The 21477-nt window shown below is 68.7% G+C and carries 15 protein-coding genes and 1 pseudogene; 9 read left to right on the plus strand and 7 right to left on the minus strand.

Annotated elements, in window-relative coordinates; all coding sequences use genetic code 11:
* Positions 1-199 precede the first annotated feature (199 nt).
* Positions 200-1933, minus strand: coding sequence for an ArnT family glycosyltransferase (locus R2601_RS27100; RefSeq protein WP_195903881.1), 1734 nt, complete (start codon positions 1931-1933; stop codon positions 200-202).
* A gap of 141 nt (positions 1934-2074) precedes the next feature.
* On the opposite strand from R2601_RS27100, the gene R2601_RS27105 reads away from it, so the two are divergent.
* The 5 genes from R2601_RS27105 to treY all read left to right on the plus strand — a co-directional run bounded on the left by R2601_RS27105 (position 2075) and on the right by treY (position 8101).
* Positions 2075-3559 (plus strand): UbiA family prenyltransferase, encoded by a 1485-nt coding sequence (locus R2601_RS27105; protein WP_007802836.1) that lies wholly within the window; start codon positions 2075-2077, stop codon positions 3557-3559.
* Positions 3556-3930 (plus strand): EamA family transporter, encoded by a 375-nt coding sequence (locus tag R2601_RS21860; RefSeq protein WP_007802839.1) that lies wholly within the window; start codon positions 3556-3558, stop codon positions 3928-3930. Before R2601_RS27105 ends, R2601_RS21860 begins: the two co-directional genes overlap by 4 nt.
* Positions 3931-4204: 274 nt before the next feature.
* Positions 4205-4678: an early set domain-containing protein gene (locus R2601_RS27735; protein WP_083794002.1), complete on the plus strand. Its 474-nt coding sequence runs from the start codon at positions 4205-4207 to the stop codon at positions 4676-4678.
* Positions 4593-5921, plus strand: a complete 1329-nt coding sequence (locus R2601_RS21865) for an alpha-amylase family glycosyl hydrolase (protein ID WP_375360183.1) — start codon at positions 4593-4595, stop codon at positions 5919-5921. Before R2601_RS27735 ends, R2601_RS21865 begins: the two co-directional genes overlap by 86 nt.
* Positions 5918-8101 (plus strand): malto-oligosyltrehalose synthase, encoded by a 2184-nt coding sequence (gene treY, locus R2601_RS21870; protein WP_007802842.1) that lies wholly within the window; start codon positions 5918-5920, stop codon positions 8099-8101. Before R2601_RS21865 ends, treY begins: the two co-directional genes overlap by 4 nt.
* Positions 8102-8136: 35 nt before the next feature.
* Here treY and R2601_RS21875 read toward each other — a convergent pair whose 3' ends face one another.
* Positions 8137-8952, minus strand: a complete 816-nt coding sequence (locus R2601_RS21875; RefSeq protein ID WP_007802844.1) for an SDR family oxidoreductase — start codon at positions 8950-8952, stop codon at positions 8137-8139.
* Positions 8953-8975: 23 nt separating this feature from the next.
* On the minus strand, positions 8976-9773 hold the full coding sequence (locus R2601_RS21880; protein WP_007802845.1) for an SDR family NAD(P)-dependent oxidoreductase: 798 nt from the start codon (positions 9771-9773) through the stop codon (positions 8976-8978).
* A 232-nt stretch (positions 9774-10005) separates the two neighbouring features.
* On the opposite strand from R2601_RS21880, the gene R2601_RS21885 reads away from it, so the two are divergent.
* Both R2601_RS21885 and R2601_RS21890 read left to right on the plus strand, forming a co-directional pair.
* Positions 10006-11211, plus strand: a complete 1206-nt coding sequence (locus R2601_RS21885) for an FAD-binding domain-containing protein (protein ID WP_007802848.1) — start codon at positions 10006-10008, stop codon at positions 11209-11211.
* Positions 11208-12539 (plus strand): ABC1 kinase family protein, encoded by a 1332-nt coding sequence (locus R2601_RS21890; protein WP_007802849.1) that lies wholly within the window; start codon positions 11208-11210, stop codon positions 12537-12539. Before R2601_RS21885 ends, R2601_RS21890 begins: the two co-directional genes overlap by 4 nt.
* A gap of 24 nt (positions 12540-12563) precedes the next feature.
* Here the strand turns inward: R2601_RS21890 and R2601_RS21895 are convergent, their stop codons facing one another.
* Positions 12564-14618 carry an ATP-binding protein gene (locus R2601_RS21895; protein WP_007802850.1) on the minus strand — a complete coding sequence of 685 codons (2055 nt, stop codon included), beginning with the start codon at positions 14616-14618 and terminating at the stop codon, positions 12564-12566.
* A gap of 594 nt (positions 14619-15212) precedes the next feature.
* Here R2601_RS21895 and R2601_RS21900 point away from each other — a divergent pair.
* Complete coding sequence (locus tag R2601_RS21900) at positions 15213-15461, plus strand: hypothetical protein (protein ID WP_007802852.1); 249 nt, start codon at positions 15213-15215, stop codon at positions 15459-15461.
* A 110-nt stretch (positions 15462-15571) separates the two neighbouring features.
* Here R2601_RS21900 and R2601_RS21905 read toward each other — a convergent pair whose 3' ends face one another.
* The 3 genes from R2601_RS21905 to R2601_RS21915 are packed head-to-tail and all read right to left on the minus strand — an operon-like array spanning position 15572 to position 20736.
* Complete coding sequence (locus R2601_RS21905; protein WP_007802854.1) at positions 15572-17116, minus strand: S41 family peptidase; 1545 nt, start codon at positions 17114-17116, stop codon at positions 15572-15574.
* 27 nt (positions 17117-17143) lie between these two features.
* Positions 17144-18481: a SagB family peptide dehydrogenase gene (locus R2601_RS25695; RefSeq protein WP_007802856.1), complete on the minus strand. Its 1338-nt coding sequence runs from the start codon at positions 18479-18481 to the stop codon at positions 17144-17146.
* Positions 18478-20736, minus strand: a complete 2259-nt coding sequence (locus R2601_RS21915) for a TOMM precursor leader peptide-binding protein (protein ID WP_007802858.1) — start codon at positions 20734-20736, stop codon at positions 18478-18480. The genes R2601_RS25695 and R2601_RS21915 overlap by 4 nt, the downstream gene beginning before the upstream one ends.
* Before the next feature lie 115 nt (positions 20737-20851).
* Here R2601_RS21915 and R2601_RS27190 point away from each other — a divergent pair.
* Positions 20852-21477, plus strand: a pseudogene (locus R2601_RS27190) (hypothetical protein); the annotation flags it as partial.

A 21477-nucleotide genomic window follows, 5' to 3' on the forward strand; every position in this document is an offset into this window, starting at 1 on the left:
AGGCCGACGACAGGGAGGCCGGGTGGCACGCCGCGAGGGGCGCGGCGGCGGCCGGTCGAGGGGGCAGGGAGGCTGACGCCATATCCGTCTTCCAGGAGTGGCGCATGCGCCAGGGGGCCGCCGCGCCATCGTCCGACGCGGTGGTTCATGAGCGGAGCGCCGGGGGGCGCTCCTGCCCGGGAAAGCCGGACGACCGGCGTTAACTTTCGGCGACTGTTCCATGCTGCGGACACCGGAAGATGCTGACATCGCGTTCGAGATACAGGGGCTTGCGGGCGCTGAACTCGGCATCGAGCACGCAGCGCGCCTCCATGTCCGCAAAGAAGCCCCGCATCAGATCAGAAGGCACTTCGTCGCGCATGTACGGCAGGTTCTTGACGACGAAGACCGAGAAACCCTGATCAAGCCAGTAATCGAGCTGCCACTCCTCGCGCTGCGGTGGCCAGGCGTGGGCCTGGACCACGTAATCTTCAGCGTCCTCGTCGACGCCTTCGAGGCCATACATCACCGTCGGCATCCCGATGTAAAACACCGCGCCGGGCACGTTCTCGCGCACGAGGCGCTCTTCGCTGAGCTCGGGCATCACCACGTCGTATTTCGCCGCCAGCCGGTCCCAGCGCGCGTGCTCCATGGCCTGCGCCTCCATGCGCTTGGGCAGGTTGGTCTCGAGCATGGTCATGATGCGCTCATCGGCGTAATCACGCGCGATGCGGGTGTCGACCTCCTCGCGGATCGCGGGGGCGTTGGCCTGCCGCAGCGGGATCGCGGCGTTCGAGGCGCTGAGCACGAGTCCAACCGCCAGCGCCGCCGTGGCGCCAAAGCGCAGCACCGGCTGCGGCGCGGCGCTGAGCCCTGCGAGCGCCAGCGCGGCGAGCAGCGCAAGGCCGGCGAAATTGGCGATCCAGAGATGCTCGGGCTGGCGCGATCCCACCAGCAGCGCCGTGCCGACTGTGGCCAGCACCAGTGCGATCCAGACCACGATGAGCAGCGGTTTGTGGTCGAGCCTGACGCCCGGCAGCAGCAACGCCAGCGGGGCCAGCAGCGCTGCGACCAGCCAGACCGGGTTGAGCCCCAGCACCGGCGTTGCGAGCCGGTCGAGCAGGGTCACAAGACCCACCGTGCGGTCTGCGTCGCCGGTGACCGACATCACCGCCTGGATCTTCTGGAACTCGAGGAAGCTGGCGAAATCGAGCACCAGGCCGATATTGAGGATCGGCCATGCGATCGCGGCGGTCAGCAGGATGCGCCCGACCGAGGCGGCACAGGCCCGGCCGCCCTCGCTCCGGGCGATCAGGAGCCAGTATCCCAGCGCCAGCGGCGCGAGGATCAGGACGCCGGATTGCTTGAAACTGACGGTCAGCACCGCCATCAGCGCCACGATCACGTCCCAGCGCCCCGGGCGCGGGGTGTCGAAACGCACCAGAGTGGCCCAGATCGTCGCGATCAGGGCGGAGGCCAGCGCCACGTCGCCCTTGGCGATGTTCGACATGAAGACCCCGAGAGGAAAGAGCGCCCCAACCAACCCGACCGCGAAGGCGCGGTCGCGGGCAAGCCCGGAGTGACGGGCAATGCCGTAGAACAGCGGCGCGAGCAGCGCGCCGGTGGCGGCGGTCAGCAGCCGTGCGGTGACATAGAACGGCGTCGCATCCTCGAAATACTGGGCGCGGAATCCGCTCGGACCCGACCACCAGTCAAGCACCTGCCCGAGGCCGAACAGCCCGGCCAATCCGATGGCGTTGAGGTAGTTGATCAGGGGCGGATAGAAATGCTGCTCGGGCACCAGTTGCCCGGTGAGCACCTTCGCCGCCTCGTTGATGCGTTCGTCGCCGTGGAAATAGCCGTAATCCGCTCCAACCGCCCGCAGCAGAAATGCAACGGTGAAAAGAACGAGAACCGACACAGTTCCGACCCACTTCTGGCCCGTTATACTCATACCCATGATCCCTGGCCCTACCTGGGACCAGTCAAATACCACAGAGCCTCAATTCGAAACAGTTTTTGTATGTATTGTCCCGAGACGCGCACGAATGGCCAAGGCCAGATCGGACTGTACCGGGGAACAGGGGGAAACCCGATGAACGCTGCGCTCCCGTCTCAGGCTTCCGCGTCGCCCGGTGCCGACACGCCGCTCTATGTCGATCTCGACGGGACGCTCATCCGCACCGATGCCGCGCAGGAGCTTCTGATCGAGTCGCTGAAGACACCGTCGCGTTGGACGGGCATCCTTCGCGCCGCGCGACAGGACGGACGATCCGGGATCAAGCACGCGCTCTGGGACGAGGCGGGGTTCCGGGCCGAGCTGCTACCCTACAACGACGACGTGCTGTCCTATCTGCGGCAGGCCCGCGAGCAGGGCCGCCGGGTGATCCTTGCCACCGCCGCCGACCGCCGCGTTGCCGAGGCCGTCTCCGCGCATCTCGCGCTCTTCGATGGCATTCTGGCCTCGGAGCCGGGCAACAACCTCAAGGGTGCCGCCAAGCTCGAGGTGATCCGGGCCGACGCCGGCGGCGAGCCCTTCGAATATCTCGGTGACAGCCGCGCCGACATCCCGATCTGGGAGGCCGCCGGCTGGGCGGGCTTCGTGGCGCCTTCTGGCGCCGTGGAAGAAGCGCGGCGCCGGACCGGAGACAGGGCAACGCTGGTCTCTGAGGGCAACGGCTCGCTGGTGCGCGGTCTATGGAAGGCGATGCGGCCGCATCAATGGTCCAAGAACGTGCTGGTCTTCGTGCCGCTTCTGCTGTCGCACCAGTACGGTCATGCGGGGATGCTGCTCGCGGCGCTGATGGCCTTCGTCTGCGTCTCGATCCTCGCTTCGTCGGTCTACCTCGCCAACGATCTCGTCGATATCGAGGCCGATCGCCGCCATCGCACCAAGCGCAACCGCCCCTTCGCCTCGGGCGCGGTGTTGCCGGTTGAGGGGGCGGGGGCCGCGCTTGGGCTGGCCACGCTGGCGCTGCTTCTGGCCTTCGCCACGCTGCCGCCGAAATTCGGCGCAATCCTGCTGGTCTACCTCGCGATGACCACCGCCTATTCCTTCGTTCTGAAGCGCTTCTCGACCATCGACACCATCGTTCTGGGGATGCTCTACACGTTGCGCATCGTCGCCGGAGCGGCGGCCTGCGGCATCGCCGTCAGCTCGTGGCTGCTGACCTTCTCGCTGTTCTTCTTCGTCAGCCTCGCCTATCTCAAGCGCGCCATCGAGCTCGAGAGGGTGGAGGAGGCGACCAAGCTGCCGAGCCGCAACTACTGGGGCGCCGAGCTCTCGACGGTGCGTGCCTTTGGCATCGCCAATGCGGCGGCGGCGATGCTGACGCTGGCGCAGTACATGTCGAGCGCCACCGCCAGCCAGACCTATGGTGCCGCCGACCTGCTCTGGCTGGTGCTGCCGCTGATGATGTTCTGGATCTACCGCACTTGGATGTGGGCCTGCCGGGGCAAGATCGGCGACGACCCGGTGATCTTCGCGGTCACCGACCGGATCAGCCAGCTGACCCTTGCCACCACCGTGCTGCTGGTGGTCGCCGCGCGCTACCTGACCATGGAGCCCATGATTCAATGACGTTTCTCGGTTTCGCTCTGATCTTCGTCTCGGTTGCGCTGTCGGCGCTCGGGCAGACCTGTTTCAAGGCCGGCGTGACCCGCGTGAGCTTCGCCGACGGCGCCGGCGTGCTGGGCAAGGCGGCGGCGCTGCTGTTCTCGCCGTGGGTGTTGGGCGGGCTGGCGTTCTACGGCATCGGCACGGTGCTCTGGCTCTTCGCGCTGCGGCGGGTGGATCTTTCGCTGGCCTATCCCTTCGTGTCGATGAGTTTCGTCATGGTGGTGGGGGCCGGCGTGGTGTTCCTCGGCGAGGCGCTGACGCTGCCAAAGCTGCTGGGATTGTGCCTGATCATCGCGGGGCTCTGCGTCATGGCGCTGGACGGGGTGCGCTGAACGGCAACGCCCTGAGACGGGCGCCCTGAACCGACCGTCGCGACAGGCCGGGAGCTTGGGAACTTCGGGCCGCCGCGTGGCGTTAGGCGACGGGCTGCGCAAGGCTTGCCGGTGGGTATCTTGCGTGGCCGACCAGACCGACATCCGCTTCCGACAGGGCCTGACCATATGAAAAGACCCTCAGCCGCGCCGCCAGACCGTCTTCCGGGGCGCGCCCTGATCCCGAGGCTGGCCGCGAAGACGTTAACAAATTCTTGAACGATAAGGGGGCGGCATGAGCCGATCTTGCGACTGGGGCGCGCAGCCCTGCGGCGACGGGACGTGGTCGTTCAACATCTGGGCCCCGGCGGCGGGCAGCGTGCAGCTGCTGCTCGATGGCGATGCGCATCCGATGACCGGCGGCAAGGACGGCTTCTGGCGGGCGCGTCTGCCGGCCCGCGCGGGACAGGACTATCTCTTCCGCATCGACGGGCACGAGCGGCCCGATCCGGCCTCGCGCGCGCAGCGCGGCGGGGGTCGAGGGCGCCTCGGTCACCGTCGACCCCGCCGGCTTCGACTGGGGCGCGCCTTGGCCGGGCCGCGCGCTCGAGGAGGCAGCAATCTTCGAATTGCACATTGGCACCTTCACCGCGGAGGGCACCTTTGCCGCCGCCACCGCGCGCCTGCCCGAGCTTGCCGCGCTCGGTATCACCGCGGTCGAGATCATGCCCGTGGGCCAGTTCGGCGGGCATCACGGCTGGGGCTATGACGGCGTGCTGGTGCGCGCAGCCCACGCGCCCTATGGCTCGCCCGACGATCTGCGCCGGCTCATTGCCACGGCGCAGCGCCATGGCATGATGGTGCTGCTTGATCTGGTGATGAACCATTTCGGCCCGTTCGGAAATTTCCTGCCGGGCTACGCGCCCGACTTCTTCAACCAGCGCCCAACGCCCTGGGGCGACGGCATCGCCTTCGAACGCCCCGAGGTGCAGAGCTTCTTCCGCGAGGCGGCCCTTGGCTGGCTGACCGAATACCGGCTCGACGGGTTCCGCCTCGACGCGGTGCACCAGATCCGTGACGGGCAGGAGCAGAAATTCCTCCGCGATCTTGCGCGGGAGATCCGCGCGCAGGATTTCGGTCGGCCCATTCACCTGATCACCGAGGACGAGCGCAACCTGCCGCACCTGCGCGAGCAGGGCTTCGACGCCGAGTGGAACGACGACTGGCACAACGCGCTGCACGTGGCGCAGACCGGCGAGACGCAGGGCTATTACAGCCGCTTCGCCCGCGATCCGTTCGGCGATCTGGCGCTGGCGATGACGCGCGGACAGGTCGACGAGGGGGCACCGCATCCCGAGGAGGTGCGCGGTGCGCCTGCCGGGCACCTGCCGTGGACCGCCTTCGTCAATGCCAACCAGACCCATGACCAGATCGGCAACCGCGCCCATGGCGAGCGGCTGCTCACCCTGATCGGCGAGCCCTCGGCGCGGGTCTGCCACGCGGCGCTTGTGCTGATGCCGTTCCTGCCGATGCTCTACATGGGCGAGGAAGAGGGGCGCGACACGCCCTTCCTGTTCTTCTGTGATCCGCCCGACGAGGATGCGCGCGAGGCGGTGCGCAAGGGGCGCTCTGCCGAGTTGCGCGGCATCGGATACGATCTCGAGGGGATGCCCGATCCCACCAGCGCCGAGGCCTTCGAGGCCTCGAAACCCTACGCCCCGGACCCGCCCGCTCATGCCGAGGCGTGGCGAGAGCTCACCCGCGAGCTGCTCGCCCTGCGCGCGGCGCAGGTGGTGCCGCTGCTGCGCTCTGGCAAGACCGGGCTCGGAGAGGTCACGCGCCACGGCCCCAAGGCTTTCGAGATCCGCTGGCCCTTCGCGGCGGGCGAGATCCGTATGCTCTTGGCACTCGGCGCCCCGGCGATCAGCGCCGCGCCGCTTGCCGCCCCACAGTTCCGCCTCGGCGATCCCACAGCCGAGGCCTTTGCCATCGAAGTGGAGTTCCGCGCGTGAGACCTCTTGTTGCCAGCTACCGCCTGCAACTGCGTCAGGGCGTCGATTTCGACCGCGCCGTGGAGCTGCTGCCGTATATCGCCGGACTCGGTGTGAGCCACCTGTATCTCTCGCCGATCTTCACCGCCGAGAGCGGCTCGACCCACGGCTACGATGTCGCCAACCCCGCCGAGATCGACCCGGTGCTCGGCGGGCGCGCGGGCTATGAGCGTCTCGCCGCGGCGGCAAAGGCGCGGGGCCTCGGGATCATCCTCGATCTGGTGCCGAACCACACCGTGCTCAGCGTCGAGAACCCGTGGCTTCTCGACGCGCTGACCCACGGCGCGGACAGCCCCTATGCACGGCATTTCGACGTCGACTGGGAAAGCCGGCTGATCCTGCCGATCCTGCCCGAGCCGCGCGACGAGATGATCGCGGCGGGCGCGTTCGAGATCGACCGCGAGACCCAGCGCGTGCGCTGGGAGGGTGGCTGGCTGCCGCTGGCGCCGGGCACCGCGGGCGAGGGCGACGTGGCCGAGATCCTCGATCGGCAGCACTGGCAGCTGCGCCACTGGGTGCGCGAGCGGCGCAGGCTCTCGCACCGGCGGTTCTTCAACATCACCAGCCTGATCGGGATGCGGGTCGAGGACCGCGCGGTGTTCGACGCCATGATGGCCCTGCCGCTCGAGCTGGTGCGCGCCGGGCTGGCCGATGGCCTGCGGATTGACCATGTCGACGGGCTTGCCGATCCGGCGGGCTATCTCGGCTGGCTGCGCGACGAGGTCGGGCCTGAGGTGCCTGTGTGGGTCGAGAAGATCCTCACCGGCGACGAAGAGATGCCCGACTGGCCGGTCGAGGGCACCACCGGCTACGAGGCCAATGACCGCATCACCCGGTTGCTGCTCGACGAGGCCGGCATGGACCGGCTCGACGCGATGTGGCGCGGGGTGACCGGTGCGCGCGGCGACTACGAGGCCGCCTGCCGCGCCGCGCGGCACCAGATCCTCTCCGGTGACCTTGCCGCCGAGCTGCGCGAGATGCAGCGCAGGGCCGGGGCCGCTCTGGAAGAGGCCGGGCAGACCCTGCCGGATGAGACCCTGCGCGAGGCGCTTCGCGAGATGCTCGTCGCCTTTCCCCGCTACCGCAGCTACATCGCGGCGGATGGTCCCTCTGCCGAAGACCGGGCGCTGCTCGACCAGACCGTCGCCATCGCCACGGATGCCGGGGCGGACAAGGCTGCGCTTGATATGCTGCGCGAGATTTTGCTGTCCCCGCGGGGACAGATCGGCGCGGCGTTCGTTGTCCGCTTCCAGCAGGTCTCCGGCGCGGTGGTCGCCAAGGCGCAGGAGGACACTGCCTTCTACCGTCACACCCGCTGCCTCGCCGAGGCTGAGGTCGGCTCCGAACCCGATGCCGCCCCGCTCGCGGGGCCAGCGTTCGAGGCGTGGTGCAAGACGCGTCTGGCGCGCTGGCCAAGCGCCATGTCGCTGGGCTCGAGCCATGACACCAAGCGGGCCGAGGACGCCCGCGCACGGCTTGTCGCGATGACCCACCTGCCGGCGGAGGTGGCCGAGCTCTGGGTGCAGGCCCACACGCTCGAGGCGCCCGAGCCGCCCGACGAGGCGACACGCTGGTATATCCTGCAATCGGCCATCGCGCTGTGGGAGCCCGATCGCGATGATCTCGAGGCGCGCCTCGCGGCGCATCTCGAGAAAGCGCTGCGCGAGGCCAAGGAGCTGACGGACTGGCACGAACCCGACGAAGAGGCCGAAAGCCGGGCGGCGGACTTCGCGGGCGCGCTGCTCGGGGCGTGGCGCGAGGCGCCGCCGGCGGCGTTGGAGGCACTCGTTGCGCGGGGCGAGGCGCTGTCGCTGAGCCAGCTCGCGCTGCGGTTCGTGATCCCCGGCCTGCCCGATATCTATCAGGGCAGCGAAACCGGCACCTTCGCGCTGACCGATCCGGACAACCGCGCCCCGCTTGATCCGGACGCGCCTGTTTCGGCCTTCGGCGCGCGCAAGCTGGCGCTTGTGAAGGAGTTGGTCGATCTGCGCAGGGCGCTGCCAGAGCTGTTCGCGGCCGGCAGCTGCAGCGTCACGGAGGACGGCGAGCGGATCACGCTGACCCGCGCGCAGGGCGGCGCGCAGGTGGCGCTGACCGTCCTGACCGACGGCACCGCCGCGCCGGAGCTCACGCGCTCCTGACGCGGCGAAGGGTCGGGGCCTGCGGCCCCGCCTCGTCACGCGCCGACGATCATGCCGCCATTGACGTGTATGGTCTGCCCGGTGATGAACGAGCCGTCGCGCGAGGCGAGAAAGACGTAGGCCGGGCCAAGCTCGCGCGGCTGGCCGACCCGCCCGATGGGGGCAGCCATGTTCCTGAGCTTGTCCTCGTCGAAATCCTCGAACACCGACTGGATGTCGGTGGCCACCGGCCCCGGCGCGACCTCGTTCACGCGGATGCCGCGCGCCATGACCTGCTTGGCCAGCGAGCGGGTAAAGGTGGTGATGGCGCCCTTGGTGGCGGAATAGGGCAGCAGCGCATCGTTGCCGACAAAGGCATTGATCGAGCTGGTGTTCACGATCGCGCCGTCATCGGGCATATGCCGCAGCGCGGCGCGCGACAGGAAGAACATGCCGGCCATGTTGACGTCGAAATGGGCCCGCCAGTCCTCGTCGCTGACCTCGTCCAGCGTATGGTAGGGCTTCTGGAAACCGGCATTGTTGACCAGCACGTCGATGCCGCCCCAGGCCTCGACGACGCGCGCCACCGCCGCATCGCAATCCGCACTCTTGCCAGTGTCGCCCTGGATCACCAACGCCTCGGCGCCTTCGGCCTCGAGCCCCTTGCGGGTCTCCTCTGCCTTGTCTTCGGCCGAGTGGTAGATGATGGCGACCTTCGCGCCCTCGCGGGCCATGTGCAGCGCCACGGCGCGACCAATGCCGCTGTCGCCGCCCGAAATCAGCACCCGCTTGCCGGTGAGCTTGCCAGCGCCCTTGTAGCCGTCATCGATATAGTCCGGCTCGGGCAGATGGGGGATGTGTCCGTCAGACATGGGAGAATCCTTTGGATGGAATATCACGTGTTTATGGCCGCGACCGCGCCGCCATCCGCGCGCCAGGCCGAGCCGTTGGTAAAGCTCGCGCGGTCCGAGCAGAGCAGCGCCGCCACCGCCGCGACCTCGTCCGCCTGTCCGCGGCGTTTGAGCGAGAGATAGGGGCGTTCCTCGTCGAGGAAGCTCTTGATGGCGTCGTCCTTCGAGACACCGAGGGCCTCGGCGCGCTTGTCCATCATGCCATCGGTCATCGGGCTTTCGATGAACGCGGGCATGACCGCGTTCACCAGCACACCCTTGGGCCCGTAGGGCAGCGACAGGGCCTTGGTGTAGCTCAGCAGTGCCGCCTTCGAGGCGTTGTAGACGGCCTCGTCCGGATAGGGCTGCACGGCGTTCTCCGAGACCGTGAAGACCACCCGGCCCCACCCCTTCTCGACCATGCCCGGCACCAGCGCTCTGGTCATGCGCACGGCGGACATGAAATTGGTGTTCCAGCAGGCGAACCAGTCGTCGTTGCTCATCTCGAGCGGGTCGCCCTTGGCGCCGGTGATCCCGGCCATGTGCACGAGGATGTCGGCGCCGCCCTTCCAGCCGATGCGCTCGGTCAGCGCCGCGACCGCGTCGTCATCGGTCAGGTCGGCGGCGTAGCTGCCCACCACGCTGTGGCCGAGCGTGCCGGCCGCCTCGGCGAGCGCGTCCTCGGAAGTGTCGGTCAGGAACAGGCGCGCGCCGTCCTCGGCAAGCACCCTGGCCGTGGCCAAGCCGATCCCGCCAGCTGCGCCGCTGATCACGGCGAGCCGTCCGTCAATATTCAGTTTCATCGCTAGACCTCTTGGTTTCAGGCGCAACGAACGGGGCGAAAGATCGGTTCCGGGAGTGCGCGCAGAAGCCGGCTCCGGGCCCCTGCCCGAGCGCAGGTTGCCGGTGTTTGAGGCAGAGGCGCGGTCGTACCGGGCTCGTACGCCCTGCTGCGGCGCCGTCCGCAGCCACCGGCAGGCTTGAAAGCCGCGCCGCGCGCCGCATTTTCCAGCTCAGAGCGACGAGGAGGACCCGATGACGGTGCCAGAGGCAACACGGGAGGCAGGCCTGCGGCGGCTTGAGGCCTTCCGGCCGCATATGGGACGCGACTACGCCGAGCTGCGGGGGTTTGACCTTGGCGCCGGCGGGCATGTCCACGTCTCCGGTCTCTCGCCCTACCTGCGGCGGCGGCTGGTGACCGAGCCCGAGGTGATCTCGACGGCGGTCGAGACCCACGGCATCGATGGCGCGGGCACCTTTGTCTCCGAGGTCCTCTGGCGCAGCTACTTCAAGGGCTGGCTCGAGCAGCGTCCGCAGGTGTGGAACGACTATCGTGATGGTCTGCGCCGCGATCTTGCGGCGCTCGACGAGGATGCCGACCTGCGGGATCGCGTGGCCCGGGTCTGCGCGGGGCGGACCGGGCTCGCTGGGGTCGACGACTGGGCCGCCGAGCTGGTGCAGACGGGCTATCTCCACAATCACGCCCGCATGTGGTTCGCCTCGATCTGGATTTTTACGCGGGGCCTGCCGTGGCGGCTTGGGGCGGACTTCTTCCTGCGCCACCTGCTCGACGGTGATCCGGCGTCCAACACCTGCAGCTGGCGCTGGGTGGCCGGGCTGCACACGCGGGGCAAGCATTACGAGGCGCAGGCGTGCAACATCGCGCGGTTCACGCGGGGGCGGGTGAGCCTGCCAGAGGAGCGGCTTGCGCAGGACACCGATCCGCTCGACGCGCCGCTGCCCGAGCGACTGCCGCTGCGCCAGATCACGCCCCCGCGCGAGGGCGTGCCGACGATGTTGCTGCTCACCGAGGAGGATAGCCTGATCTCCGATTTCGCGCCGGAGCGGCTGGACCTGCGCGGTGTGCTCTGCCTGCGGGCCAGCGCCCTGCGCTCGCCGGGGCAGGTGGCGGCGAGGGTCTGCGAGGTCGAAGAAGCGGCGCTGGCCGACAGCGTGGCGCGGCTCGGGCTTGCCGCCGAGTGGCGCGATGCCGGTGATCCGGCAGAGCTTGCGCGGCAGGCGCAGGCTGCTGGCGCGGTGCAGGTGGTGACGCCCTATGTCCCGACCGGGCCGCTGCGCGACTGGATCACGGCGGCGACGCCGCCGCTCGAGGCGGCGGGCATCGCGCTGGCCGAGTGGCAGCGAGGGTGGGACGCATTGGTCTGGCCGCACGCGACCGCCGGGTTCTTCAAGCTGCGCAAGCGAATGCCGCGGATCCTGCACGAGGCGGGTCTGGCATGAGCGGCGACAAGACCCCGTCGCGCCCGGTGCCGATCCCCTCTGGACGGGTCGGGCGCGCCCTGCGGCTGGGCGGCATGGCGGCTGGTATCGCGGGCAACATGGCCCTTGGCGCCTTGGGTGAGGCCGGTCGCGGCAGCCGCCCGGAGATGCGGCGCCTGCTGATGACGCCCGGCAACCTGTCGCGCGTGGCCAGCGAGCTGGCGCGGATGCGGGGCGCGGCGATGAAGATGGGCCAGCTGATCTCGATGGACAGCGGCGAAGTGCTGCCCCCGGAACTGGCAGAGATCCTCGCGCGGCTGCGCGATCAGGCCGATTTCATGCCGCCGAAGCAGCTGCGGGACGTGCTCGACGGGCAGTGGGGGCCGGGCTGGCGTCGCGCGTTTCGAACCTTCGACGTGCGTCCGGTCGCGGCGGCCAGTATCGGTCAGGTGCACCGGGGCGAGCTTCAGGACGGGCGCGAGGTCGCGATCAAGGTGCAATATCCTGGCGTCGCGCGCAGCATCGACAGCGACGTGACCAATGTCGGCGCGCTTCTGAACCTGTCGGGACTGCTGCCGAAGGGGTTCGAGCTGGCGCCCTACCTCGACGAGGCGCGGCGGCAGCTGCACGAGGAAACCGATTATGCCCGCGAGGGCGCGCAGATGCGCCGCTTCTCCGAGTTGCTGGCAGACGCGCCGGGTTTTGTGCTGCCGGAGTGGCATGAAGACTGGAGCACGCCGCGGGTGCTGTGCATGAGCTGGCTCGACGGCCAGCCGATCGAGGCGGTTGCCGAGACGTCGCAGGCCGAGCGTGATCGCGTCGCCGCGGCTCTCATCGACCTGTCGCTGCGCGAGATCTTCCAGTTCGGACTGACCCAGAGTGATCCCAATTTCGCCAATTACCGCTATCAGCCGGAGACCCGGCGCATCGTCCTGCTCGATTTCGGGGCGGCGCGGAGCCTTGATGCGGAGGTCGTCTCGCAGGGGCGGGCGCTTCTGAAGGCCGGGCTCGAAGATGATCCCGATGCCATCCTGAGCGCGCTCGTCGAGCTCGGGATCGTCGCAGCGGGGGATCGGTTCGGACCCGACATCACGGGCATGGTGCGGCGGCTCTTCGATGCGTTGCGTGGGCCGGAGCCCTATGATTTCGCCGACCGGGGCCTGCGGGACCGGCTGCGCGCGGACGGGATTGCGCTGGCGGAGGCGGGCTATTGCCCGCCCGAGCCGCCGATGGACGTGCTCTACCTGCAGCGCAAGCTCGGGGGGATGTCGCTGCTCGCCACGCGGCTCGGCGCGGTGCTGCCGCTGCGCGACAGGCTGGCGGACTGCGTCGCATCGGAAGAGCGCTGATCGAGGCGAGCGGAGGCGGCGGCTTCAGGCCCCTGACGTCAATTCCACCATCCGGCGCACCATCACGTCGAAGGCAAACGGCTTGAGCAGCACCTCGGCACCGGCCAGCGCCGGGCCCGAGCTTGCCTCGTCGTCATAGCCGGTCATGAACATGATGCCGAGATCCGGGTGCGCCTCTCGCGCCGCCCGCGCCAGCTCGCGCCCGGTCATGCCGCCGGGCAGGCCGACATCGGTGAGCAGCGCCGAGATCTCGGGATGTGCCTCCAGAAGCGCGAGCCCGTCGCGCGCGGTGCCCGCCTCGAGCACCTTGAACCCGGCATCGGTCAGCGATTCCGCCACCACCATGCGGACCAGAACCTCGTCATCGACCACGAGGATCGTGGCGCCGCTGCCCTCAGGCGCATCGGCAAGGCCAGCCGACGGCCCGGCGGTCTCGGCCGCCTGTTCGGAGCGCGGCAGGAACAACTCGACCGTGGTGCCCTTGCCGGGCTGCGAGCGGATCAGCGCGGCGCCACCGGTCTGGCGGGCAAAGCCATAGACCATCGACAGGCCAAGCCCGGTGCCCTTGCCGCTGGGCTTGGTGGTGAAATAAGGGTCGAAAGCCTTTGCCAGCTGTTCCGGGGTCATGCCGCTGCCACTGTCACGCACCGAGAGCTTGACGTAGGCGCCCGCCGCCAGATGCTCGGTTCCGGCGGAGAGTGTCTCGTTGCCGGCCTCGATCTCGATCAGCCCGCCATCGGGCATCGCGTCGCGGGCATTGAGGCAGATGTTGAGCAGCGCGTTCTCGAGCTGGTTGCCGTCGACCATTGCGGGCCACATGTCGGTGGCGAAGCGGGTCGTCACACTGACCTGCGGTCCGATCGCGCGGCGCACCAGATCCTCCATGCCGCGCACCAGCGCGGGCACATCGGTGGGCGCCGGCAGCAGTGACTGGCGCCGGGAAAAGGCGAGCAGCCGCTGCGTCACCGTGGCGGCCCGCTCGGTCGAGGCCAGCGCCGCCTCGACGAAGCGGTGGGCCTCGTCGGTGCGGCCCTCGTCGAGCCGGCTGGTGATCAGCTCGAGCGAGCCCGCGATCGCGGTCAGCAGGTTGTTGAAATCATGCGCCAGCCCGCCGGTCAGCTGACCGACCGCCTCCATCTTCTGCGCCTGACGCAACGCCTCTTCCTGTTCCATCAGCTTCGAGGTCTGTTCCGCGACGCGCTGCTCGAGCGTCTGGTTGAGGTGGAACAGTTCGGCAGTGGCGCGGTCGCGCTCTGCGAGGATGGCGCGCCGCTCGTCGAGATCCATCAGCACGCCGGCGAAGATGCGCGGGCTCGTGCCTTCGAGGCGGCCATTGGTTTCGATCCAGTGGTACTGGCCATCGGCCTGCCGCACGCGGAACTGGAAGGCGATTGCGGCCCGTTCCGACATCGCCCGGTTGATCTCTTCCATCAGAGCGGGGCGGTCGCTTGGGTGGACGTTCGACACGATCATCTCGAGCGTGAGATCCGACGCGGGCTGCTCCGGGTCGAGGCCCATCGCCTGCGAGAATCCGGTGTCGAGCTCGAAATGGTCGGTGTCGAGAGCCCAGATCCAGGTCCCGAGAATGGCCCCGGCCGACAGAGCCCGGGCCAGATGGCGGGCGTCGCGCGTGGCGCGCTGCTCGCTGTCGCGCAGCGCCTCTTCGGCGCGTTTGCGTTCGGTGATGTCGCGGAACAGGACCGCGACCCGGCCCTGCTCGACGCTGTCCGCCAACGTGGCGGAGACCTCGATATGGCGGTCGATCTCGGCAAAGCGGCGTTCGAAGCGGATCGGCTGGCCGGTGTCGAGCACGCGACGGTAGATCTTGACCCATTCGGCGCCGTCCTGCGGCGAGACGTCGAACACCGTCTTGCCGACGATCCCGGGAATGCCGGTGTGCCGCTCGTAGCCCGAGTTGGACTCGATATGAACGTAGTCGCTGAGCGGCCCATCGGGGCCATCGATAAATTGGATGATGCAGAAGCCGTCATCCACGAGATCCATCAGGGCCTGATAGCCCGACGGTCGTGCCGGCGCCGGGCGGGATGTGCCAAGACGCAGCTTGTCTTTCCAGTTCACGTGCGGGGTCGCTTTCGGATCAAGGGCAGCTGTCTGGAGGATAGGCCGGTGCGCGCCGGTATCAACAGGCGTTGCGCAGCATCGGATACCGGTCGCAGGGTGCAGGACGAGTTTTCGCAGGCCGCCAGCATTTGTGGTCGGGTCTCGCGCGCGGACCGCCCGTGGAAACCGGCCGGCGGGTCTGTCTTGCGCCGCAGCCCGCGGCATCCGCCAAACCTGTGCGCCAGCTGGGGTTGGAGCGCCACGCGTCGGGAAACCGGGCATCTTGTCCACCTCTTTGGTCCATTTCGATTTACAACGTGCGCATATGCACAGTTAGCCTGCTTCGTGCTTTTCGGGCGCCGTTCGCGATGCTGCTTCACGACGCAACGGCCCTGTCGAAGTCTCGCGTGGTCCGAAAAATATGAGGATTCGGCAGTGTTTGTTGCGGTATGCTCGCGGACGAGCTCGGATCTCGCACGAATTCGAGAGCGCACGTGAGCGTTTCGGTGATTTGAAACTTCCGGGGCGGATGGGCAGATATCCCTCATCCGAACGACACGGAACACAGAATTCTCGCACAACCGTGCGAGTACACACCGAAAGGACCTAGACATGAAAAACGCAGCATTCCTCACCGTCGCCGCTCTTGCCGCCGCCACCGCCTTCTCGGGCGCCGCGTCGGCCCAGACCTTCAACACCGGCGATTTCGCACGCGCCGCTCTTGAGAAGATCGCCCCCGAGGCGGATGTCGCCGATCTGACCAACGCGCAGGCCGTGGCCGTGTACCAGGCTGTGCAAGACGAAAACACCGCCGCAAACCGCGCGGCCAGCGCCGAAGCGATGATCAAGAGCTACCAGTGATCGCGCAGGCCGCCTTCGGGCGGTGCGGGCAGAGATCCCTATAGGATCACCGAAAGGGGCGCCAATCTGGCGCCCCTTTTTGCATGACCGGCGGCCCGTCCTCATTCTGGTCAGGCGAGGCTCGCGACGGCGCAGGCGATCAGGTCGACATTGTCCTCGAGCAGGTCGCGCATGGTCTGCTTGTGCAGGATCTGCGCGCGGATCCCCAGATCCTCGATCGGCAGGCCGGCGCTCGCGCCGGTTCGGTAGGCGCGGCGCATCGAGATGTTGAGGTCGAACCCCGAGGGCAGGGGCTCGGGGCCGGAAATCCCGAGAAAGCGCGTGTAGTTCACCAGCACCGACCACGGCCAGACATTGGCGCCGCCCGCGCCCGTGCTGGCGTCGATGCCGATGATCGGGCCGATTTCGTTGTCGGCAAAATCCGCCGAAAAGAAATCCGTGGTCGAGTAGCACAGCGCGTCGATGATGATCGCGACCTTGCCCGGAAAGCGATAGGGCGGCACGTCGTCGTAGTAGGGCGCGATGGGAAAGGCCTGCGCCCAGACATTCGAGGTCGCGCTCTGCAGCTCTAGCGAGCGGCGCCATTCCTGAAAGGCCGGGGCAGCGGCAAGGCCCAGCGTCGTGGGCGTTGCGCGGAAGGCGATGGGGGCGGGGGTGAGCGGCTTTGCGGTCAGCATCCGGATCAGCCCCTGACCGGCGGGGATCTGGCCGCCGGGATTGCCGCGCAGGTCGATGACCAGCCGGTCCTGCGGCAGGTTTTCGAGGATGCCCGCGAGTTTCTTGAGGAACGCGCCCGGGTCGGGCACTTCGAAGCTGAAGATTCGCAGGTAGCCGCTGCGTCCGCTCGGCGTATGCACGACGCCATAGCGCAGGATGCCGTCGGTGGTGAGCGCCTCGCGCGCCTTCTCGGGGGGCTTCTGCGCGATCGAGCGGAACTTGTTCGACAGCAGCGTCTGCTCATCGAGCCCGACGGTCAGCGCGGCGGCGGGAACGTCGCCCGCCTTCACGCTGCCGTGGCTCTGCGCCCCGGCGGCGGTGGAATAGAAACGCCACGGCGTGGAGACGGCACGGGCGGTGCCGTCGGGGTCCACGTAGTTGATCGTCACCCAGTCTTCTCCGGGCATCAGCACATAGGCCAGCGGACGGATCGTCAGGTTCGCCATTGCCAGCCGCAGCGCCGCCGCCCAGTTCGAGCCCTGCGTCTCGCGCGCAAGCGCGTTGATGTGCAGGTGAATCGGGGTGCCGTTCCAATGGGTGACGGTGGCGCCGACCGGGATCTCGTCATAGCCGAAGAGCTGCTTGGTGACGACGTAATGAGGCAGGTCGTCGTGGTAGACCCGCTCGATCACGAAGGGCACGTAGGCCACGAGCGCGGACCACGGCGGTGGCATGCGCAGCGTGGTGTGCCGATCCTTCAGCCCGTTGATGATGCGCAGCATGCGACGGGTAAAGTTGCCCTCGCGGCTGGCCCTGAGCGCGCGCAGCTGCGCGATCGGGTCGATGCCGAAGGCCGACATCTTCTGCGGCAGGTGGGTGTAGAGCTCCCGCATGCCGATCTCGAGCTGGTCGCAGAGCGCGTGGCGGGCCTCGGACGGAATGCCGGGGACCCGGCCGCGAAGGGATGAGAGCAGCGGGCTTTCGGTGTAGGAAACCATTGTCGTCTTCTCCTTCGTGGCAGGCTGTCAGAGCGGGCGGCCGATCATGAATTCCCCGATCGAGCCCTCGGTGGCGTAGTCGTGACCGGTCATCCGGGCGAAACGGTCGGCATTGCCGAGTCCCAGACCGCAGGCGCCGAGCCCCATTGCCGTCGCGACGAGGTACATGGTCTGGTAGATCGCCCCGACGTTCTTGAGCTGCGCGGCGTAGCACATCGCCGAGTACTTCCAGTTGAAGCCACCGAAGCGGCTGGCGATGGTGAAGAGGATCTGTGGCCGACCAAGCCCGGCGGTGGCGCTCACCGCCTCCTCGATCAGCATGGACATGTCCGCATCCGGCGGGCTGATCGGGCAAAGCGCGTGGGCCACGGGGTCGTAATGATAGAAGCCGCGCGGCAAGTCGGCGCAGGCCTCGACGGTGACATAGAGTTCCTGCTCGTAGATGCCGCCGCCATTGGGGTAGGGACGCGAAGCGACCTCGTAGTCGCCGCTCTTCACGTGCGCGCGTACCCGCATGGTTCGGTAGAGGAATTCGCCCAGCTCCCACGCGGTGATCGGGGCAGGGCTGTAGGCGCGCACCGAGCGGCGGGTCTCCATCGCCTCGAAGAGCGGCATGTCACGCGACAGCACCGTCGGGCGGTAGAGCGGGAGGACGCCGTTGTCGCGCCACGGGCTGTCGCGCAGGATCGGCGGCTGCGGGATCTCGTCGCGGAATTCCCATGTCGCGCCGACGCGGAAGCCCGAGCGTCCAAGCCGGCTGCGGCTGTGATAAACCAGCTCGTGGAAATCCCACATCCGGCGCTGGTCGTCGGTCTCGTCGGCGGTGCGGCCCTCGCCGTCGCAGGGCAGCAGGATGCCCGCGCAGGCGAGCAGGCCAAGAAATCCCGCGCCGCGATTGCCGAGATCGCCCTTGTCGAGCGCCTCGGCGGGCGTTGTCGCGACCGAGAAGCGGCCCATCAGCGCCAAAGCCGCGGGGTCGTGGATCTGCACCATCGCCAACCCCAGCGCCGAGCGCGCCACCGCCTCGCCGCCCTCGCTCTGCACATATTGGAACTTCGACAACTTCCAGCGTTCGGCCTCGGCCAGTGGATCCTCCGGCCCCAGCGCAAAGCCCTCGGCGACCGGCAGCAGCGTCGCAACGTCCTCGCTGTCGCGGAAGGCCACGAGCCCGCCGCGGGCCAGTTGCTCGATGGCGGCGCGCTCGGGCGGTTTGGCAGCAGTGAGCGCCACGCCACCATTGGCGAGCCCCGAGTGCAGGGTGTGGCTGGCCCGGTCGCCCAGCAGGCCGGTGGCGGCCAGCGCCCGGGGCGCGTTGGCCTCGAACCCTTCTCGGCGCAGGACGGCGCGCATCCCGGGCCCGCTCATATGAACATCGCGACCGGGTTCAGGTCGTCCTCCGTCAGGGCCTTCTTGAGCCAGCCCATCTTGACCGGCACGTCATAAAGCCGCCCCGGCGCGTGCCGGGCCCAGAAGTGGCGCATTCCCGGCACGATCACCTTGGCCACCGGCAGGCCAATATCGGGGCGCGACTGGTCGAGGATCAGCACCTCGTGCCCGAGCGCCTCGAACTGTCCGAAGACCTTGCGCACGTTGTCCGAGACCGAGCCCTCGGCCCCGAAGTCGAAATCCTCCGGCTTGCGTTTCTTCGCCCGCGACGGCTTGAGATAAGGCTGGTTCGCAAGCGTCGCTGTGCGCCACCAGTCGAGCGAGTCCGGGTCGTCATAGGCATAGTGTGTGCTGCCATCGGCATTCACGCTCAGCACCGCCGGCATGAACTGGTTCATCTCGGTGAGGCAGCGCGACAGGGCGATGCGCGGGTCGAGATGGGCGCCGAACCCCATGACGATGTCCTCGGTCGGGCCCGAGATGCGCCGGTTGACCGCCGCCATGCAGGGAATGCCCATGTCGTTGGTGAGGTCGAGCACCCAGAACTCGCGGTCGCAGGCGGCGTAGAAGGCTTTGAGCTCCTCGACATAAGGGTCGGCGAAGCTGTCGAGGTCGACGCCGGGGCGCGACAGTCGGTTTATCCACCAGATCGCCACGCCGTCGCGCTCGATCACTTCGAGCGCGCCCTGCAGCAGCGCGTCCTCGAGATTGCCGCCCGCCGCGGCGCCGTTGCTGTCGCCCCAGCAGTAGAAGGCGTTGTCGCCCTCGCTGACGTTGTAATAGGCCAGCGAGGTCGGGATCAGCCGCCGCCGCTCCTGCGTCCACGACCAGACCGGCGACCACGAGATGCGTGCGGTCTCATCAAAGGGCTGTGGCACCACCTGGAAGCGCGCGCCCTTGGCGTTCCACGCGTCGCGCTCGGCATACTGGCGCTCGCTGTAGAGCATCACGTCGCGCGGATCGATGGCCTCGTCTCCGAGCTCTTCGAGGCTTGCGTGGATGCACTCCTCCTCCTGTCGAAAGGTGCCGGAATAGCGCTCGAGCGCTTCGCAGAGCGCCGAGGTGCGGGCCTGCGCGTCGGTCTTGCCCTTGCCCGAGGAATTGGTGCGCAGCCCGTCCTTGAGAAAGAACAGATGGTCGTTCTTGAGCGCGAAGTTGTGGCCCGCCATGTAGGAGCGGATCGGGGTCGAGAATGAGGCCGGCACCGGGAACACGCCCTTGATGACCCCAGTCAGCGGCGACACGAGATGCTGGTAGCGCTGGTAGGTGACCTCGGGCGCTTCGGGCCGGAAACCGTTCTCGTTGGCGACGCGGCCGAGCCCCTCCGAGAGCACCACCGGCCGGCCCGCGACGCGGGCGCAGGCCGGGTCGCCGCACTCGGGGCATTGCGGACGGCGGGTCACGGCGTGGTGGCTCTGCTCGCCCGTGAGCGTGTCGATGGCCACGAGGCGCCCGTCCATCAACGGGCTCTCGGCGCGGGCCAGAAGCCGTGCCATCTGGAGAAGCGCCAGCGAGATGACCTGTGTCTCGCCCAGCGGCACCTCGGCGCGCGACGTGCTGAACGGGGCGTCCTGCCCGGTGCGGCGGCGGACGTAGGTCTCGACCTCGCGGTTGTGGCGCAGCCACGTGGCGAGGCAGGCCCAGCAGCCGCCCGAGTTGGGCCGGAAGATCGGCCCGGCCAGCGGCAGCAGGCCGCGCGGCTTGACCAGCATCCACGGCGCGCCCGTGGATAGCATGTGGCGGTTTATCTCGGCCAGCGTGGGGTTCTCGTAGTCGTCGGTCAGGACCAGCGTGAAGGTGGCCAGGCGCTGCGGATCGGCCTGCAGCCCCAGCGAGGCCAACCCCTGAAGCGCGGCCTGTGCCGAGACCTCGCCAAGCGGCACCACGTGCACATTGCTGCGCGCCAAGAGCTCGGCGGTGGCCTGCGGCGTGAGGCCAAGTTCGGTCCAGAAGATCTGGAATCGTTGCCGGTCGTCGGGCTGGGCCTCTTCCACGTGGGCGTTGGCCAGCAGCACCTCGATGCCTTGCCCCACCGCGTCCGGGCCGAGCGCCGGAGCGAGGGTGGCGTGGATCTCGGGCCAGCCGCGCTGGCCGTCGAGCAGCGGCACGAGCTGCATCATGGTCTCGCCCTCGAGCACGTGCTTCTCGTTCTCGCTGAGCAGGTAGATGCCCTCGCCCGAGACCGGCACGACGACATATTTCGACTTGATGACAGGACGTTGGATCGGGTGCATGGGAGTCACTCGGCAGCGGATACAGGGATGTGGGAAGGCGCGCCCCTCGACAAGCGAGGGGCGCTGGGGGAGCGGCCTGCGCAGGGCGCGGACCGCTCCGAGGAGAGCTTAGCTCTTGGAGCCTGCGGTGCCCGCGGTGCCGACCGATCCGGCGGTGCCGCAGAAGGTGCCGACGGAGCCCGCGGTGGCGGCGCTGCCCCATGTGGCGCCCGACTGCGTCGAGCTGTCGGCGCCGAGCGGTGTCGAGGCCGCGCCTGCCGAGCCCACTGTGCCGCCGCAGGCGAAGGTGCCGGCGGTGCCGCAGAACGTGCCCGCGCTGCCGACGCTGCCGGCGGTGCCGACGGTGCCTCCGGCCTGGGTCGAGCTGTCGCCCATGCCGCTGCCGCCGAGCGGCGTCGAGGCGGCGCCCGCCGAGCCGACGCTGCCCACGGTGAAGGCGGATCCGGCGGTGCCGCAGACCGAGCCGAGGCATCCTCCCGTGCCGACGCTGCCGGCGGTGCCGCCGGCCTGGGTCGCGTCGCCGCTCTGTGCCGAGATCGGGCCGACGCTGCCGACCGAGCCGCAGGGCAGGCAGGGCGGCGGCGGAGGCATGGTCGCGACGGTGGCGCAGGGCGGAGGCGGCGGCGGGGGCGGTAGGGTTGCGACGGTCCCGCAGGGCGGAGGCGGCGGCAGCGTGGCGATCGTGCCGCACGGGAAGCATGGCGCGGGCCGCAGGCTCGCGATGGTGACCGAGGTGGCGGC

The sequence above is a fragment of the Salipiger bermudensis HTCC2601 genome (assembly GCF_000153725.1).
Taxonomy (GTDB): Bacteria; Pseudomonadota; Alphaproteobacteria; order Rhodobacterales; family Rhodobacteraceae; genus Salipiger; species Salipiger bermudensis.

What these genes read in the sequence shown, in the direction of transcription:
- R2601_RS27100 (WP_195903881.1), bottom strand. Translation starts at nt 1,933, where the DNA reads ATGAGTATAACGGGCCAGAAGTGGGTCGGAACTGTGTCGGTTCTCGTT.
- R2601_RS27105 (WP_007802836.1), top strand. Translation starts at nt 2,075, where the DNA reads ATGAACGCTGCGCTCCCGTCTCAGGCTTCCGCGTCGCCCGGTGCCGAC.
- R2601_RS21860 (WP_007802839.1), top strand. Translation starts at nt 3,556, where the DNA reads ATGACGTTTCTCGGTTTCGCTCTGATCTTCGTCTCGGTTGCGCTGTCG.
- R2601_RS27735 (WP_083794002.1), top strand. Translation starts at nt 4,205, where the DNA reads ATGAGCCGATCTTGCGACTGGGGCGCGCAGCCCTGCGGCGACGGGACG.
- R2601_RS21875 (WP_007802844.1), bottom strand. Translation starts at nt 8,952, where the DNA reads ATGTCTGACGGACACATCCCCCATCTGCCCGAGCCGGACTATATCGAT.
- R2601_RS21880 (WP_007802845.1), bottom strand. Translation starts at nt 9,773, where the DNA reads ATGAAACTGAATATTGACGGACGGCTCGCCGTGATCAGCGGCGCAGCT.
- R2601_RS21885 (WP_007802848.1), top strand. Translation starts at nt 10,006, where the DNA reads ATGACGGTGCCAGAGGCAACACGGGAGGCAGGCCTGCGGCGGCTTGAG.
- R2601_RS21890 (WP_007802849.1), top strand. Translation starts at nt 11,208, where the DNA reads ATGAGCGGCGACAAGACCCCGTCGCGCCCGGTGCCGATCCCCTCTGGA.
- R2601_RS21900 (WP_007802852.1), top strand. Translation starts at nt 15,213, where the DNA reads ATGAAAAACGCAGCATTCCTCACCGTCGCCGCTCTTGCCGCCGCCACC.
- R2601_RS21905 (WP_007802854.1), bottom strand. Translation starts at nt 17,116, where the DNA reads ATGGTTTCCTACACCGAAAGCCCGCTGCTCTCATCCCTTCGCGGCCGG.
- R2601_RS25695 (WP_007802856.1), bottom strand. Translation starts at nt 18,481, where the DNA reads ATGAGCGGGCCCGGGATGCGCGCCGTCCTGCGCCGAGAAGGGTTCGAG.
- R2601_RS21915 (WP_007802858.1), bottom strand. Translation starts at nt 20,736, where the DNA reads ATGCACCCGATCCAACGTCCTGTCATCAAGTCGAAATATGTCGTCGTG.